Origin of the sequence: Flavobacterium praedii, from assembly GCF_026810365.1 — a bacterium.
Lineage (GTDB): Bacteria > Bacteroidota > Bacteroidia > Flavobacteriales > Flavobacteriaceae > Flavobacterium > Flavobacterium praedii.
The window spans coordinates 1,281,169-1,298,904 of record NZ_CP113948.1; the positions used below are offsets into that span (position 1 = coordinate 1,281,169).

Genomic DNA, 17,736 nt, shown 5'->3' on the forward strand with positions numbered 1-17,736 from the left:
TTGTATTAACTTACAACGCTTTTTGATTTTAATATGAGACAATTAATTACTTTAAACAATTGAATTGTCTCAAATGGCTTAACAATAATATCATTCATTCCTGCCATAATTGCTTCGTCCGTAATTTCATTCTTATCAAATGCAGTTAATGCAATTATAGGGGTTTCTATACCAATTTGTCTAATTCTTCTTGATGTTTCGAACCCATTCATTAATGGCATATTGATATCCATCAAAATAACATCAAATTGTTCTTTCTCTAATATTTCCAATGCCTTATAACCATCATCTACTACTTTACAAGAATAATTATTTTTTTCGATAGTTTTTTTTGTAATCAATTGGTTGATGTGATTATCTTCGACAACTAACACATTAAAAACTTGACTAGAAGTTAAATCAACTTGAATATTATTTATAATTTCTTTAGACTTATCCAAATCACATTCAAAGTCTATAACAAAAGTAAAAGTAGTACCGACCCCTAACTCACTTTCAACAGTAATATCACTCTCAAAAAGCCCCAAAAGCCTCTTAACAATTGATAATCCAAGACCTGTTCCTTGATAATCTAATTGCTTCCTTCCTACTTGAACAAATTTATCAAATATTTTATCTTGATCTAATGGAGAAATCCCAATTCCATTATCTTTTATCATTACTTTAATAGTATGCTTTTTACCAACAACTTGAACTTGATTGGCTATTAAATACACTTCGCCATTTTTAGTAAATTTCAATGCATTACTTACTAAATTCATCATAATTTGAGCAAATCTCAATTTATCTCCTATCAAGTTATCAGGAATCGAGTTATCTATTTTTAAAAAAACTTTATTATTATTTTTTTTTGCAATAAATGATAATGAATTTACAATCATATTAAATTCATCTATCAAATTAAAGGTCAAATTATCCAAGACAATTTTATTTTCTTCAATTTTATTAATTTGCAAAATATCGTTTACTAGCGACAGCAAATAACGAGCAGAAAATTTCAATGAATTGAGATGAGGGCTTGAGGCAAGTTCTTTATGTTCTTCTAAAAGTAAATCGGTAATCCCAACAACTCCATACAGCGGCGTCCGCAATTCATGACTAATTGTAGAAACAAATTGTGTTTTCAGAATTGAAGATTCTTGAGCTTTCTGATTGGCAATTTTTAATTCTTCGTTAGCTAATAACAAATCTGCATTCGATTTAATACGAAATCTATTATTTTTTATTAATGAATTTAGAAACAATAATAAAACAAAAATTGCTATAATAAAGAGTAATACAATAATTCTAGATTTTTTTAAACTTTGATACTGTAGATCCTTTTCATTCTCGATTTTATCAATTGTTCTTTTATATTCATCCAACTCTAAGTTAATCCCTTCAATATTGGCTTTAGATAATTTTTCTTCAGCGTATAATTCTTCTGTTAGATTATTGTAAAGTGCTAAATTTTCGTAAGCATTTTTATATTTTTTATTTTTTAATAAAAACTTAGAATATTCGTAATATGAAACGGCTAAATCTGATTTTTCATTTCTTTCTTTCCCAATTTTTATGGCTTCTAAAAAGTGTTTTTCTGCTTTTTCTGTATCATTTTTATAACTGTAATACATCCCGTTAAGCATGCTAATTATACCAGTTAAAGTAACATCTTTGTTTTTTTTATAATACGAATTCACAAATAACAACTCATCTTCTCCTTCTTTGAAATTCCCTATATCAAAAAAAGCCCAAGCCATATTAAGGTTTGTAAATGCCATTTGAGAAGTGTCTGAAATTCTTTTGCTACACTCTAAAGCTTTTTTGTAATAAAGAATACCTTTTTCGTATTTCTTTTTTTCAAAACAATACATATTTCCCAAATTATTATTGACTCTTTGTTTTACAGAATCATTTTCGGATAAATTGGCATAAATTAAAGCTTTATTGTAATAAAAAATAGCTTTATCAAATTCTATTAGCTCATTATAATTTGCTGCAACATTATTGTAATTATCGGCAATAAGTTCGTTGTCTTTTATTAAAATTGCTTTACGCAAAGCAACTCTTGAAATCAATAAGGATTTTTCAAAATTTCCTGATTCACGTAGTTTAGATGCTTTTGAAATTAATTTATTAATTTCACTATTGGTTGGTAAATTAGCTTGAGCAATTACTACAGTTCCCGAAATATTAAACAAAAAAACAATTAATAGAGTTATTCTTATTAGGGGCATAAAAGTGGTTATTTTTTCAAATATACAGCATAATCCATAGATATATCACATTTTATGCAAGAATTTTTCACAATTGCAACATAAATTTACATACAAAAAAGCAGTTACATTATAGATGTAACTGCTTTTCTTTTAAAAAATAATGTCTGAAATAAAAGAGTATTGAGTCCTATTTTAACTATTCTCTTTTTCATCTTCCCATTTCCCCACTACTGAAGTTGCTAATGCATTTCCTAATACATTGGTTGCACTTCTAAACATGTCGCAAAAATGGTCAATTGGCAATATTAAAGCAATACCTTCTATTGGAATTTTAAACATCCCACAAGTAGCGGCAACTACTACTAAACTTGCTCTTGGTACACCTGCAATTCCTTTACTAGTCAGCATTAATACAAAAAGCATCGTAAACTGTGTTGGATAATCTAAATGTACACCATAAGCTTGTGCAATAAAAATACCTGCAAAAGTCATATACATCATACTACCATCAAGGTTAAATGAATATCCTAAAGGCAACATAAAAGAAACAATTTTATCTTTTACTCCAAATCGTTCAAGTTCTTCGGTAAGCTTTGGAAAAACGGCTTCTGAACTTGTAGTTCCAAAAGCTATAATCAATGGACTAACGATATGCTTTAATAATGTTTTCATTCTTTTTCCAAGAAAAAAGAATCCGATAGCAATAAGTATTATCCATAGTGTTCCAATTCCGATAAGAAATGAACCAAAAAATTTAAAATAAGTAAAAGCTAATTCTTGAAAATCTCTTACAGCAAAAACTCCTGCAATAGCACCAAAAACACCAATTGGAGCAAATTTCATTACAAAATTCACCATTTTTAAAACAATATGCGAAGTTCTGTCTAAAAAATCAATCACTGGTTTTGCATGATCTCCTATTGAAGCGGCAGCTAATCCAAAGAAAATTGAAAAAATTACTATTTGTAATATTTCATTGGTTGCCAGTGCTTCAAATAAACTCTTAGGGACAATATGTTCAATAAAATTTTCAAATGATAAACTTTGTGTTTTAGCTGTAACATCAGAAGCTGCAGTCAAATCTACATTGGATAAATTTAATCCAACTCCAGGCTGCAATAAATTCACGTACAACATGCCTATTAACAGCGAAATAAAGGAAGCTGTAAAAAACCAGGCTAAAGCTTTTCCTCCAATTCTTCCAACGGCTTTTATATCTCCTAATTTTGCAATTCCAACAACAAGAGTCGTAAAAACCAATGGAGCAATAATCATTTGAACTAAACGAATAAAAATTGTTGCTAACATTTTTATTTTGTTGCTAAATTCTTGAGCCGTTTCAATTGTAGCCGAATTATGAATAATCACTCCTAATACAGCTCCTAAAAGCATTGCAATTAAGATCTGACCGGTAAGGCCTTTAAAAAAGGGTTGTTTTTTGGTTGTAATCGTATTCATTAAATTAATTTCAAGGTTAAATCTCAATATTTAGCTCGTCAAAATACTGAGTATGCTTTATTTTAATTAAAGATAGGTTTTATTTATCAGATAAAAATCAGCTAAGACAATCGCAGCCATAGCTTCTACAATTGGTACGGCACGAGGAACTACACAAGGATCATGTCTTCCTTTACCTGTCATTTCTGTAATATTTCCTTTATTATCTAATGATTCTTGTTTTTGCATTATAGTTGCAACTGGTTTGAAAGCAACACGAAAATAAATATCCATTCCATTACTTATTCCACCTTGAATTCCGCCCGAAAGATTCGTTTGTGTTGTCCCGTTTGGATTGTATAAGTCATTGTGTTCGCTTCCTTTCATTTTAACTCCTTCAAAACCACTTCCAAATTCGAAACCTTTTACGGCATTAATAGACAACATTGCTTTTCCTAGCTCTGCATGTAATTTATCAAAAACAGGTTCTCCCAAACCAATAGGCACATTTTGAATAACACAAGTTACGGTCCCTCCTACTGTATCGCCTTCTTTACGAATTTGACGAATGTAATCTTCCATAATTATGGCTGATTCTTCATCTGGACAACGAACAGGATTGCTTTCTATTTTAGAAAAATCCAATTCTTGGTATGGTTTTTCTAAAAAAATAGGCCCTACTGAAGATACAAACGCATTAATTTTAATATCTGGAAGCATTTGCTTAGCAATAGCACCAGCAACTACTCTACTAGCTGTTTCGCGAGCTGAACTTCGGCCACCACCACGGTAATCACGCACACCGTATTTTTTTTCATAAACAAAATCAGCATGACTGGGTCTATAATTGTCTTTTATGTGCGAATAATCATCTGATTTTTGATTGGTATTTGGAATAATAAAACCTATTGGTGTTCCAGTAGTTTTGCCTTCAAAAATTCCTGATAGAAATTGAACATCGTCTGGTTCTTTTCTTTGTGTAACAATTGCTGATTGACCTGGTTTACGTCTAGACATTTCAAATTGAATTGCATTCAAATCCAATTGAATTCCAGAAGGACAACCATCTATAATTCCTCCTAATGCTTCACCATGAGATTCACCAAAAGTTGTTACTCTATATAATGTACCGTAGCTATTTCCTGCCATTGTAATAAAATTTTAGGCAAATGTAAGTCTTATGAATTAAAGAAAAAATTTTAAATTAGTAATATTTTGATATAATTTGACTCAAATTCGTTATAAAAAAGATATTTTTTTACAAATAGTAGAAATCAAATTCTTAAAATACAATGTAATATTCTTTATAAAAACACTAAAAACTATAATTTTAAATACTATTATATCATTTTATATTATGAAAAAACAAAACTTAACAATCTGATTAATCAACCATTAATTAAATATTCAAGTATTTTTTTTATTATATTTATAAAACTTAAGGATTTCAAATACTAAATAAATTAGAAATGAATAAAAATCTTTACTCCATTTATACAGTGATCGTTTTTTCATTAACTGTTCAAGCACAAGAAATTAGTTCTAAAAATACAATCGGATTGCGTTTTGGTAACAATCATGGTTTTGGAGTTGAGATTACTTATCAAAAAAAGATTTCTCTAAAAAATCGATTAGAACTAGATTTTGGTTTTACTAATGATAACCATACCGATGCACTCAAAATATCAGGTATTTATCAATGGTATTGGAAAATTGAAAAAGAATTAGATTGGTATGCTGGTTTTGGAGGTGGTTTAGGGTCTTGGAATACCAATGATAATTACAATAATGAATATGCTGGTGACAATGGACTATTTGCGGTACTAAATGGTAATATTGGAATTGAATATAATTTTAAAGAAATCCCAATACAATTAGCCATGGATACAAGACCTGAATTTGTTTTTAATAATTATGAAAAAAACGATTTTGGTTTTAATGTCGGATTGGCAATACGATATAGATTCTAAAAAAAACCCATCTTATTGTAAAACAAGATGGATCTACTAAAATTACTGATACTGATTTATTGCCTTTTCATAAAGAGCTTCATAAATAGGAAGTATATTTTTAATATCGAATTTCTCTGCTACGTGCAAAGCATTCTTTTTGAATTGAGCAAGAACGGCATCCTCTTTTAATATTTTTAAAGCATTTTGCGCCATTTCATTTATTTTTCCAACATCACTCAAATATCCAGAAACACCATCCATATTCACTTCAGGTAAACCACCAGAATTACTTGATATTACAGGCACACCACAAGCCATTGCTTCTAAAGCAGCCAATCCGAAACTCTCTGTTTCTGATGGTAAAAGAAACAAATCTGTAAGACATAAAATGCGATCTATTTCATTACTATTTCCAAAAAATATCACTTTATCCTGTATCCCAAACTTTCGACACATTTTTTCAGCCTTTTCTTTTTCTGGTCCATCTCCTACCATCATCAATTTCGCAGGGATTTCTTTCTGAATTTTATAAAATATTTTAATAATATCCGGAATTCGTTTTACTTTTCTAAAATTACTGATATGCGTAATGATTCTTTCATTAGGATTGGCCATTACCGAACGACTACAAGGAACAGTAGGATCGTACTTGTTTTTATCTAATTCTATAAAATTAGGGATTACTTGAATTTCATTTTTTATATTAAATAATTTCAAAGTATCCTCTTTTAAGCTTTGGGAAACTGAAGTCACAAAATCTGATTTATTGATACTAAAAGTTACTGCCGGTTTATAAAAAGGATGATTCCCAACCAATGTAATATCCGTACCGTGCAACGTCGTTACCATTGGAATATTAATGCCTTCGTCTTTCAACATTTGCTTGGCCATATACCCAGCATATGCATGAGGAATAGCGTAATGCACATGCAACAATTCTATTTTATACAATTTTACCATATCCACCAATTTACTTGACAAAGCCAATTCATACGGCTGAAAATGAAATAATGGATATTCTGGAACTACTACTTCGTGATAATGAACATTTGGATTTAATAATGCCAATCGCACCGGTTGGCTGTATGTAATAAAATGAATTTCGTGTCCCCGTCTGGCTAATTCAAGACCTAATTCTGTAGCAACTACGCCACTTCCGCCAAATGTTGGATAACAAACTATTGCTATTTTCATGTATAGATAATATTTAAATTTTGGAAACATGGTATCGCCATATTGTATTGGTTTATCACAACAAACTTGTTGTTAATGGCGATTTCATGTATGTTTTTTAAGTGGAACGAAATTAAGGAGATTAGGTCTCTTTAAGTATAAAATTAAGTTAAAATTTAACTTTTAAAATTTCATTCTCTGAATCCGAACAGCATTCAAAATGGCTAATAACGCTACTCCTACATCTGCAAAAACGGCCTCCCACATTGTTGCTAAGCCTCCTGCGCCAAGAATTAAAACAAATGCTTTCACTACAAATGCCATGGTTATATTTTGCCAAACAATTTTTTTCGTTTGTTTCCCTATATGTATCGCTGTGTAAATTTTTGTCGGTTGGTCGTTTTGAATGACAATATCAGCCGTTTCGATAGTGGCATCACTTCCTAATCCTCCCATTGCAATTCCAGCATCGGCAAGGGCAATCACTGGCGCATCGTTTACGCCATCGCCAACAAAAGCCACTTTTAAATTTTGTGATTTTAATGCTTCAACTTTTTCTGCTTTATTTTCGGGTAATAAATCCCCATAAGCCGAATCGATATTCAGTTCTTTAGCAACAGCATCGACAACGACTTGTTTATCCCCCGAAAGCATTATGGTTTCGACATTTATTTTATGTAAACTTTCAATAGCTTCTTTGGCATCTTCCTTTATTTCATCTGCAATTAAAAAATAACCTGAATACACATTATTTATGGCAACAACTATAATGGTAAATGGCGAGTTATCCAGTTCCAAATCATAATTAATGTTGAAACGCTGCATCAACTTTACGTTTCCAACTATTATTTCGGCATCATTTACCTTTCCTTTCAATCCGTGTCCTGGGATTTCTTCTACTTGAGTAACTTTTAAAGTTGCATCTAATCCTTTTGCAAATTCTACAATTGCCGTTCCCACAGGATGTGTAGATTTAGATTCTAATGCAGCCGTATATTGGACCAGATCATCTTCTGAAATACCTACGGCCTCCACTTTTTGAACTGTAAATATGCCTTTTGTCAACGTACCCGTTTTATCCAAAATCACCACTTGAATAGCAGACATTATATCTAGAAAATTGGAACCTTTAAATAGTATTCCATTTTTGCTGGCAGCTCCTATTCCTCCAAAATATCCCAATGGAATGGAAATCACCAACGCACAAGGACAGGAAATTACCAAGAAAACCAAAGCTCGATACAGCCAATCACTGAACACATAATGGGCAACAAAAAATAGGGGCAACAAACAAATTGCCATTGCCAAATAAACTACAATTGGAGTGTATATTTTTGCAAACTTTCGAATAAACAATTCAGTAGGTGCTTTTTTGGCAGTAGCTTCTTGTACCAATTTCAAAATTTTAGAGAGCTTACTGTCGGTATAAGCAGTCGTAACTTCAACTTCAACAACTGTGTTTAAATTGATCATCCCAGCCAATACAACTTCATTTTTTTTCTTACTATCTGGCTTGCTTTCACCAGTTAAAGCGGCAGTATTAAAAGTAGCACTTTCAGAAATAAGTTTTCCGTCTAAAGCTAATTTTTCTCCTGGTTTTAATTGAATAATGGCTCCAATACCAATTTCGGATGCTTTAACTGAAACCGTTTTATTGCCTTCTAAAACAGTTGCAAAATCAGGTCTTTGATCTAATAATAATTTAATATTGGACTTGGCCCTTTTAACCGCTAGCCCTTGAAAATTCTCACCAATACCATAAAATAACATTACGGCAACACCTTCTGGATATTGACCAATAGCAAAAGCTCCTAAAGTAGCTATTACCATCAATGAAAATTCTGAAAAATACTGCCCTTTTTTAATACTCTCAAAAGTTTCTTTTAAAACTGGAAAACCAACCGGAATATAGGCAACAATATACCAACCAATTCGAACCCAATTTGTAAACCAAGTTTGAGGAAAATAATTATCCAAAACAATTCCAATCAGCAATAAACAAAAAGAAATTACAGATGGAAAGAACATTTGAAAATAACTTCCATCTCCGTGCGAATGGTCGTGGTCATGACTATCATCATCTGAATGTATGTGTTCATCATGAGTCGAACAGCAACTATCCGATTTATTTGTTTTTATATTTATAGAATCTTTAAATGTCTTATCCATTTTGTTTATTTATATCAAAATTATAACATAATAACCAATATTACAGTTAGTAAAATAACTGTTTTATTCTTCTCCACTACCTTTCGTCAATTCTGACAATAAATAATACGCTCCTTTGATTACAACTTTAGCTTCGGCTGGAACTTCATCTATTACCTTAACTTCGGTAAAACCTAAATCTGTAGTACCAATAGTCACTTTTATTTGTTGAAAGGTATTTTTACTTACTGAAACAAAAATAAAATGGTCGTTTCCGTTGTTCACTATTGCTTCTGTTGGTAGTGCCGTTGTGTTGTTATTATCAATTTTTACTCTCGCCTCTACATACATTCCCGGCAACAGCGTTTCAGTAGTTTCATTTATTTTGGCGTGTACCAAAACCGCTTGTTCATTGGGTTCAAATGCTTTGTTAATAGCATAAATTTTAGCTGGATGTGTATGCGAAACATCATTCGCATCACTAAAAGTAATTGATTGACCAATTTTTATTTTGTGAATGTCTTTTTCAAAAACTTTTAAATCCAAATGTAAAAAGTGATTGTCAATGATTTCAAACAAGACAGCGTTGGCTTCTGCAAATTTACCCATACTTAAATTAATATGCTGAATATACCCGCTTATTGGTGCCGAAATTGCAATACTCGAAGCAATATTTTTTGATGATAATTTACTTGCATTAATACCCAATTGTGCCAATTTAGAACTTAATGTTACTTTTTTGGCTTGGACAATTTGTAATTCTCTTTGAGCTTGCTGATACGTTTTTCCTGCATTGATATTATCATCTCTCAATTCTTTTTGGCGTTGGTATTCTTTTTCCAAATAATTAAGGTTAGCATTGTTCTCTAAGTAATCTTGTTGCAATTGTATCACTTCAGCATTGACAATGGTTGCCAAAGTTTTTCCGGCTGTTACAAACTCCCCTTCTTGAACCAAAATGTTTTTTACTACGCCTCCCATCAATATACTAACTTGTGCCTGATACTGTGGTGGCAATGATAATTTTCCATTTATTTTTAAGGTTGTCGTTAGGTTTTTATTTTCAAAATTACCCAACTTTAAATCAATAGCTTTTATTTGTGCATCTGTAAAAGTCACAACGTTTCTTTCTATTATTGTTTCCTTCGAATCATTAGTTATTGGTTCTTTCTCTGAATTATTTTTGCAGGAGATTAGAGCTAAAACTAGAAAGAATAAGATTGCTATATTATTTTTCATTGCTGTATTTTATTTGTTTACTAAATATTGAATGTTGATTATCGTTTGATTGTAATTGTTCATTGCAATCAAATAATCACTTTTAATTTTGTTGGCATCTTTAAGGTTTTGGGTATATTCGATATAACCAATATCTCCTGATTTGTATAGCCGTTGCGCCGAATTGATAATCATTTCTGCCATTGGAATTCCATCGGTTTTATAATAATTGAGTTGCTCCAAATACTGTTTTTGTAGTTGGTATTGTTGCAAATAGACAGTTGCCAATTCCTGTTGCGATTTCTCTAATTCTTTTTTAGCGATTTCAGTTTCTAATTTTGCCACTTGTGTTTTTGCCTCAATTCCATTTCTAAATAATGGAATATTAATCCCTACACTTCCATAATAAAACGGAGTTACCTTGTCTAAGCTCTGTGCATTAACCCCCAAATTAAATGATGGATTGGCTTTAGCTTTTTCAGATTTAATCGCCAATTCTTTAGCAATAATTTGCTGTTGCAAAAACTGTAAAACGGGATGATTTTTGACTAAAGTACTATCGCTTAGATTAATTTCGGGTAAAGCTTCATATTTTGTTGTGGCTTTATAATCTGCATTATTCCGAGTCCATTTTTGCAATTCTGCCAAATAAAAAGATACTTGAGTACTGACTTCTCCCAATTGCAATTTTAAATCCTTGTGTTGCAATGTGGCATTTATTTTTTCGAGTTTATTGCTTTCGCCAACCTGAAATTTCTTGTCTGCATACTTTTCATAATCTGCAAAAATGTTGTCTATTTCGAGTAGCAAATTGTATTGTTGCACATTATAAATCCAAAATAAATAAGCACTTGAAACACTTTTGATCAGTTCATTTTTGGTAACGGCTTCAAAAGATTTGGCAACGGTTACATTTTGATTCAGCAGATTTCTATCGGCTTTATTCGATAATTTAAAACCTTGAGCAACTCCTATATTATAATCAAACAATTTACTGTTCATTTGACCCAAATTACTATTAATATTGAATGGGTCCAGAATAGTAGCTATTTTTGTTAATGCTTGTTGCTGCTCTGTTTGCAAAGTTGCCTGTTGTATGGTTGGATAATTTTTCAACGCAGATTCTATCGCATCGTTCAATTGCAAAGGACTATTTTGTGCATTAGCATTAAAAGAATAACAACTAAAAAGCAAAACAACAATTGATGCAATTTTAGGATTAACTTTTATTTTTTTTGATGACATCACTAAATAATATAAAACTGGTAAAACAAATAAAGTCAGTAAAGTTGATGTTAATAAACCACCAATCACTACAGTTGCCAATGGTTTTTGGACTTCGGCACCTGCACTTGTACTTAAAGCCATTGGCAGAAAACCTAATGATGCGACTGTTGCTGTTGCTAAAATTGGTCGCAATCGAGCACTGCTGCCTTTGTAAATGCGTTGCAAAAGATTGTCTTCTCCTTCTTCTTTAAGTTGGTTATAATAGCTAATTAATACTATTCCATTCAAAACAGCAACGCCAAAAAGTGCAATAAAACCAACTCCTGCCGAAATACTAAAATTCATTCCACGGCTCCACAAAGCAAATATGCCACCTATTGAAGCTAAGGGAATTGCAGAGAAAATTATAGTAGCTTCTTTGAGGGAACGGAACGACAAAAAGAGCAGAAAGAAAATAAGCAAAAGCGCTAAAGGAACAGCCAATAGCAATCTCCCTTTGGCTTCTTGAAGGTTTTGAAATTGTCCTCCGTATTTTATAAAATAGCCTTCCGGTAATTTTAATTTGGCATCTAATTTTTTCTGAATTTCCAAAACTACACTTTCTACATCACGGCCACGAACATTGGCTTCGATAACAATTCTGCGCTGTGCTTCCTCCCTGCTTATTTGTGATGGTGCAGTTTTAAAATTGAGTTCGGCGACTTCGTTCAACGGAATTTGATTCCCTTTTGGTGTTGGTATCAATAAAGATTTTAAAGCATCAATATCGGTATTTTCATCTTTAGGAATACGAACAACCAAATCAAATTTTCGTTCGCCCTCATACACTACACCCGTTGTCCCGCCTGCGTAAGCCGTATTCAGAATTCGATTCACCTCTGCAATATTCAAGCCGTATTGCGCAATTTTGTTTCGATTGTATTTCACAACTAATTGTGGCATTCCTGTAACTTGCTCGACTTTTATATCGGTCAAACCCTCTATTTTGTTAATAATTGGAACCGCTTTGTTGGCTTCTGAAAAAAGTTTATCCAAATCATCGCCAAATATTTTTATGGCAATATCTGACTTTACACCTGCAATCAATTCGTTAAAACGCATTTGAATGGGTTGCTCAAAAGATATATTACAACCTGGAATTTGGCTTAATTTTTCATTCATTTTATCGGCTAAATCTTCTTTATTATCGGCTGTTGTCCATTCTTTTTTGTCTTTTAAAACCATTATCAAATCAGCACTTTCAATAGGCATTGGATCTGTTGGTATTTCACTGCTCCCAATTTTGCTAACTGTTTCTTCAACTTCTGGGAATTCCTTTAAAAGTCTTTCTAATTGGGTCCCTACTTCAATGGTTTGAGGCAAACTACTTCCTTGTCTAATGGTATAATTTGCTGCAAAATCGCCTTCGTCTAATTCAGGAATAAACTCTCCACCCAATGAGTTGAAAAGAAATAATGAAGCTACGAATAAAAAAACTGCACTACCAATAACCTCAAATTTTCGTCTTATAGCAATAACTAAAACTGGTTGATACCAATTATTTAATTTATTGATAAATCGGTCCGTAAAATTGGGTTCATTACTGATTTTTTTGCTTAAAAAAAGACTGCTCGCCCAAGGCACATACGTAAGAGAAAGTAATAATGCCCCAACGATTGCAAAACTTACCGTTTGCGCCATTGGCATGAACATTTTACCCTCGACACCGCTTAACACAAACAACGGAATGTAAACAATCAGGATTATAATTTGCCCGAAAATGGCAGAACTCATGATCTTTGATGAACTTATTATTACTTCATGATCCATTTTATTTTGAGAAAGTGTATTGTGCTTATAATGCTTTGAAAAAATATGCAAAGTGGCTTCGACAACAATAACAGCGCCATCTACAATTAATCCAAAATCCAAAGCACCCATACTCATCAAATTGGCGCTTAAACCAAGCAGGTTCATTATGATTATGGCAAAAAGCATCGCTAACGGAATAACAGATGCAACTATCAAACCGGCTCTCAAACTTCCTAAAAACAATACTAAAACCAATATTACAATTAGAGCTCCCTCTAACAAATTGGTAGAAACAGTACTAACGGTTTTCTCAATAAGTTTGGTTCTATCAACAAAAACATCAATTTTGACGCCTTTGGGCAATGATTTTTCAATTGATTGCATCCTTTCTTTGACACGCTCAATTACTCTAACAGCGTTCTCCCCTTTTTGCATTAAAACAACACCTCCAACAGTTTCTCCTTTTCCATTTCTGGTCATAGCTCCATAACGAGGTGCAAATCCAAATTTAACTACGGCAATATCTTTTATTAAAATGGGAACACCCGAATTGTTTTTTACAACGATGTTATTAATGTCATCGATGTTTTGGATTAATCCTTCGCCACGAATGAAATAAATATTGGGGCCTTTGTCAATATAACTTCCTCCTGTGTTTTCATTGTTGTTTTGCAAAGCATCAAAAACATCAATAAGCGTAAGATTGTTGGCCGCCAATCGTTCAGGCTTTACCGAAACTTCGTACTGCTTAAGTTTTCCACCAAAACTACTCACATCAACTACTCCAATAGTTCCTAGTAATTGACGCCTTACAATCCAATCCTGAATCGTTCTTAATTCGGTTAGATTGTACTTTTTTTCATATCCTTTTTCAGGAATCAAAACATATTGATAAATTTCACCAAGTCCTGTAGTTGGAGGCAATAACTCTGGCATCCCGTATTGTTTCGGAATATTATCCGTCGCCATTTTTATTTTTTCATCAACACGTTGACGAGCAATGTTCACTGGCACGTTATCTTTGAAAACAATTGTAATTACAGACAAACCCGAACGGCTTGTACTTCGTAATTCAACCATTTCCGACAATGATTTGAATTCAGTTTCTAATGGATAAGTTATAAATTGTTCTACTTCTTGAGTAGCAAGGTTTGGTGCAGTGGTTATTACTTGCACTTGATTATTGGTTACATCTGGCAATGCATCAACACTTAATTGCGTAAATGAATAAACGCCAAACATAACAAAAATCGATAATAGAACTCCTGTAATCAGTTTGTTATTAACTGAAAATGCTATTATTTTATATATCATTTTTTTAATATAATGAATGAGAAATTGGACCTAAATGGTCTATTATTTTGTGGAAAAGCCACAACTCTCTATCCTAATATTCAATACTAATTGAAATCAGGTTTCATTATACTATTTGAGGGGGTTGCCAAATACTTCCGAAGAAATTGGAAGAAAGAATGGATTTATATTCTGGGATTTTATTTTCTTCAAACTTTTTAAAAATAACAAAATCTAAATTTTTAATAGTTGTATCAAATGCAAAAATTTGAGAATTACAGCAGTTGCAAAAGCAAAAAGGGGAACAAGAATCATTATGTTGATTATGATTTGAGCTACTTTTTTCAACAACAGTGTGCATTGAATTATTCCCTTCTATATCTGTACAAGGCAAACACGAGAGTAGAATAAACAGTACTGACAATATTGAACTAGTCCATTTCACAAAAACAAAAATACATTTTACAATTAAAACTCAATACTTTTAAACTTAACACTTAAACTTTAAATCCTTAAATAAATTATTCCCAAAGCTTTTTCTGGTGAGGAGCTCTTTTTTTATTAATCCACTTATTTAATTTATAACACAAAAAAGCAGAACCACTACCTACAATAGCACCCGCTAAAACATCTGTGGGATAATGTACGCCAAGATACATGCGGGAATAGCCTACCGCACCTGCCCACAAGAAAGACGGAGCAATAACATACCATTTCGGGTAAGCCATACTCAAAGATGTGGCTGTTGCAAAAGCAGCTGAAGTATGAGCCGAAGGAAAAGAATAACTGCTTTCTTCAGTAACATTATCTATCTCGGGATAAGTTTCGTAAGGTCTGTCTCTTTTAGTACTGCTTTTTAAAGCTATAGAAACAAACGCCGAAGCAGCTAATGATTCTCCAATAAAAATTGCTTTTTTCTTGGTCATACTATCTTTTTCTATTAATCCAACTGCATATATAATTACCGGAGTACCGATACTGACAGGCATAGCACTATTGGTAATGCCAATCATCGTCGACTCGATACCAGTATTTCTATTGCTATTTATTTTCTTTAAAAGATCAATATCTGAATTTTGGGCATTAGAAAAAGAAACACAAAAAAGGAACACAAAAAAGGAAAGATTTTTTACCATTTTAACTTTATAAATTAGCTTAAAAAAAACGGCTGTGCCAGCTATCTATGGCAGGAACTTCCCATGATTCATTAAACTCTTCAATATTATTAACCAAATTATTAAAGACAATAGTATTTTCAGTAACAGCTTTGTCTTTAACCATTTTTTTAAAATCAATTAATGGTTTATGTGCAATATGCTCTCCAAGTTTGAAAGTAACATTCATTTTGTCTAATAAATCTACATTGTATTTTTTTTCTAGACTTTGAATGAATTCTACAGAGGAGTCGATAGAACAACCCGTTGCTGCTTGCACTTCTTGATTAACAGCAATTATTATAAAACGATTATATTTCAACAAATACGATGATTCAAGACTTGTTCCGTGTGCAGCCCATTCGTTAAGAAATGCTTGTAAATCGGTTTCGATTTCAGAAAACTCTGCATCCGAGAATTTTCTATTTGATTGATAAATCCAAATTCTTGATTCTTCGGGTAAATTTTCAAAAGGAACGTACATGGTATTTATATTTTAGATTGCAAAATTAATTTTATTGAGATTTATTTTTAGTTTCATCAAAACTAAAATTTTATTTTTTAAAATGATGAAACAAATCCAAATCCAACTTGCTTACCATTATAATAAGGGATGAACGCAGATTTTTTATTTGGATTACTTTTTGATGCGAATATTTTATTTATTTTAGGAAACAACCAATAACCCGCTTTGGCACTTAAAATTCCTATTCCTGCACCTGCAGCTACATCGGTGACCCAATGCCGATTATTATATACTCTAAATGCACCTGTGGCTGCGGCAACAAAATAGCCCGAAACACCATACCAAACAGAAACATCTTTATATTCTTGATATAGAAATTCAGCACCCATAAAAGCAGTTGCGGTATGTCCTGAAGGAAAAGAATTATTACTTGTCCCGTCAGGTCTTTCTACTTTTGTGATTGACTTTAAACTTAAAACAGTAATATTCATTATTAAAAATGAACTGGCAAGAATAATTGATTTATCTTTCAGATTATTTTTTCCTTTTACACCAAAGGCACCCAAAGCATAAACAGCAGCTCCTGGGGCATATTGGGTAAAGTCATCAATTGTTATTTGTTTATCGATGTGCTCTACTACTTCTTCACTAACTTCAGAATTAAAATCTTTAATTTGATCACTATTAATACCAATTACACCAAATCCTATTAATGTAGCAGGTAGTATTAATTGTTTGGGATTGAATTTAAATTGCTTAACAGCACTCGAATCAGGAATTGAATCTTGAAAATTTGTTTTTACCAATGTCTGAGCAAATAAGGAACTCCAAATTGGCATTAACAGTAGTAAAACAATTTTCTTTAGCATCATTTTATAAGTCTTGAGCGTTGGCAATCAATTCGGCTATATCCATAACTTTAACATCGCCTTCTCTTTCTTTGTTTTTAACACCGTCGGTTAACATCGTATTACAAAAAGGACAACCAGCAGCAATAATATCTGGCTGGGTTTCTAGTGCATCTTCAGTTCTTTCCACATTGATTTCTTTGTTGCCAGGTTCAGCATCTTTAAACATTTGTGCTCCACCAGCTCCACAACATAAACCATTAGCTTTAGATCGTTTCATCTCTAACAATTCAACATCCAATTTCTGAATTAATTCTCTTGGAGCTTCATAAATGCTATTGGCTCGACCTAAATAACACGGGTCGTGAAAAGTGATTCGTTTACCTTTAAATTGACCTCCTTCAATAGTCAATCGACCAGAATCCAATAATGATTTAAGGAATTCGGTATGGTGAACAACTTCATAATGTCCTCCCAATTCTGGATATTCATTTTTTAAAGTATTGAAACAATGCGGACAAGCCGTAACAATTTTTTTTGCTTCGTATGCATTTAGCACTTCTATATTCATCATTGCTTGCATCTGGAACAAAAATTCATTTCCAGCTCGTTTTGCAGGATCACCAGTACAACTTTCTTCAGTTCCTAGAACAGCAAAAGAAACATTAGCTCGATTTAATATTCGAACAAAAGCTTTTGTTATTTTCTTTGCTCTATCATCAAAACTTCCTGCACAACCTACCCAAAATAAAACTTCTGGTTGTTTTCCTTGAGCTAGCATTTCGGCCATAGTTGGCACTATTAAATTTTCTGACATAACGTTTTATATTA

13 protein-coding genes are annotated in these 17,736 nt (G+C 32.2%); 1 reads left to right on the top strand and 12 read right to left on the bottom strand.

Translation table 11 applies throughout. The features are described 5' to 3' along the window. Positions 1-5 precede the first annotated feature (5 nt). The 3 genes from OYT91_RS05475 to aroC all read right to left on the bottom strand — a co-directional run bounded on the left by OYT91_RS05475 (position 6) and on the right by aroC (position 4,784). Positions 6-2,216, bottom strand: coding sequence for a response regulator (locus OYT91_RS05475; protein WP_281239826.1), 2,211 nt, complete (start codon positions 2,214-2,216; stop codon positions 6-8). A 174-nt stretch (positions 2,217-2,390) separates the two neighbouring features. Beyond that, entirely contained in the window at positions 2,391-3,656 is a 1,266-nt protein-coding gene (locus OYT91_RS05480; protein ID WP_281239827.1) for a dicarboxylate/amino acid:cation symporter, read from the bottom strand. Between the two features lie 66 nt (positions 3,657-3,722). Continuing rightward, positions 3,723-4,784 (bottom strand): chorismate synthase, encoded by a 1,062-nt coding sequence (gene aroC, locus OYT91_RS05485; RefSeq protein WP_281239828.1) that lies wholly within the window; start codon positions 4,782-4,784, stop codon positions 3,723-3,725. A 320-nt stretch (positions 4,785-5,104) separates the two neighbouring features. Here aroC and OYT91_RS05490 point away from each other — a divergent pair, with 320 nt between their 5' ends. After that, positions 5,105-5,605: a hypothetical protein gene (locus tag OYT91_RS05490; RefSeq protein WP_269222691.1), complete on the top strand. Its 501-nt coding sequence runs from the start codon at positions 5,105-5,107 to the stop codon at positions 5,603-5,605. Between the two features lie 42 nt (positions 5,606-5,647). Here the strand turns inward: OYT91_RS05490 and bshA are convergent, their stop codons facing one another. The 9 genes from bshA to OYT91_RS05530 form a co-directional block, all read right to left on the bottom strand. Then, complete coding sequence (gene bshA, locus OYT91_RS05495) at positions 5,648-6,781, bottom strand: N-acetyl-alpha-D-glucosaminyl L-malate synthase BshA (RefSeq protein ID WP_281239829.1); 1,134 nt, start codon at positions 6,779-6,781, stop codon at positions 5,648-5,650. A 162-nt stretch (positions 6,782-6,943) separates the two neighbouring features. Next, the gene (locus tag OYT91_RS05500) at positions 6,944-8,929 is read right to left on the bottom strand and encodes a heavy metal translocating P-type ATPase (RefSeq protein ID WP_281239830.1); all 1,986 of its coding nucleotides are present in this window, start codon (positions 8,927-8,929) and stop codon (positions 6,944-6,946) included. Positions 8,930-8,992: 63 nt separating this feature from the next. Beyond that, positions 8,993-10,147 (bottom strand): efflux RND transporter periplasmic adaptor subunit, encoded by a 1,155-nt coding sequence (locus tag OYT91_RS05505; protein WP_281239831.1) that lies wholly within the window; start codon positions 10,145-10,147, stop codon positions 8,993-8,995. A 9-nt stretch (positions 10,148-10,156) separates the two neighbouring features. Further along, a complete protein-coding gene (locus OYT91_RS05510; RefSeq protein ID WP_281239832.1) occupies positions 10,157-14,458 on the bottom strand; it encodes a CusA/CzcA family heavy metal efflux RND transporter in 4,302 nt (1,433 codons plus the stop codon). A gap of 106 nt (positions 14,459-14,564) precedes the next feature. After that, positions 14,565-14,882 (bottom strand): DUF6660 family protein, encoded by a 318-nt coding sequence (locus tag OYT91_RS17775; RefSeq protein ID WP_432419416.1) that lies wholly within the window; start codon positions 14,880-14,882, stop codon positions 14,565-14,567. 76 nt (positions 14,883-14,958) lie between these two features. Next, the gene (locus OYT91_RS05515; RefSeq protein ID WP_281239833.1) at positions 14,959-15,573 is read right to left on the bottom strand and encodes a phosphatase PAP2 family protein; all 615 of its coding nucleotides are present in this window, start codon (positions 15,571-15,573) and stop codon (positions 14,959-14,961) included. Positions 15,574-15,592: 19 nt separating this feature from the next. Continuing rightward, positions 15,593-16,075 carry an ABC transporter ATPase gene (locus tag OYT91_RS05520; RefSeq protein ID WP_281239834.1) on the bottom strand — a complete coding sequence of 161 codons (483 nt, stop codon included), beginning with the start codon at positions 16,073-16,075 and terminating at the stop codon, positions 15,593-15,595. 77 nt (positions 16,076-16,152) lie between these two features. Then, on the bottom strand, positions 16,153-16,929 hold the full coding sequence (locus OYT91_RS05525) for a phosphatase PAP2 family protein (protein ID WP_281239835.1): 777 nt from the start codon (positions 16,927-16,929) through the stop codon (positions 16,153-16,155). Between the two features lies 1 nt (position 16,930). After that, on the bottom strand, positions 16,931-17,722 hold the full coding sequence (locus OYT91_RS05530) for a (Fe-S)-binding protein (RefSeq protein ID WP_281239836.1): 792 nt from the start codon (positions 17,720-17,722) through the stop codon (positions 16,931-16,933). Between the last annotated feature and the right edge of the window lie 14 nt (positions 17,723-17,736).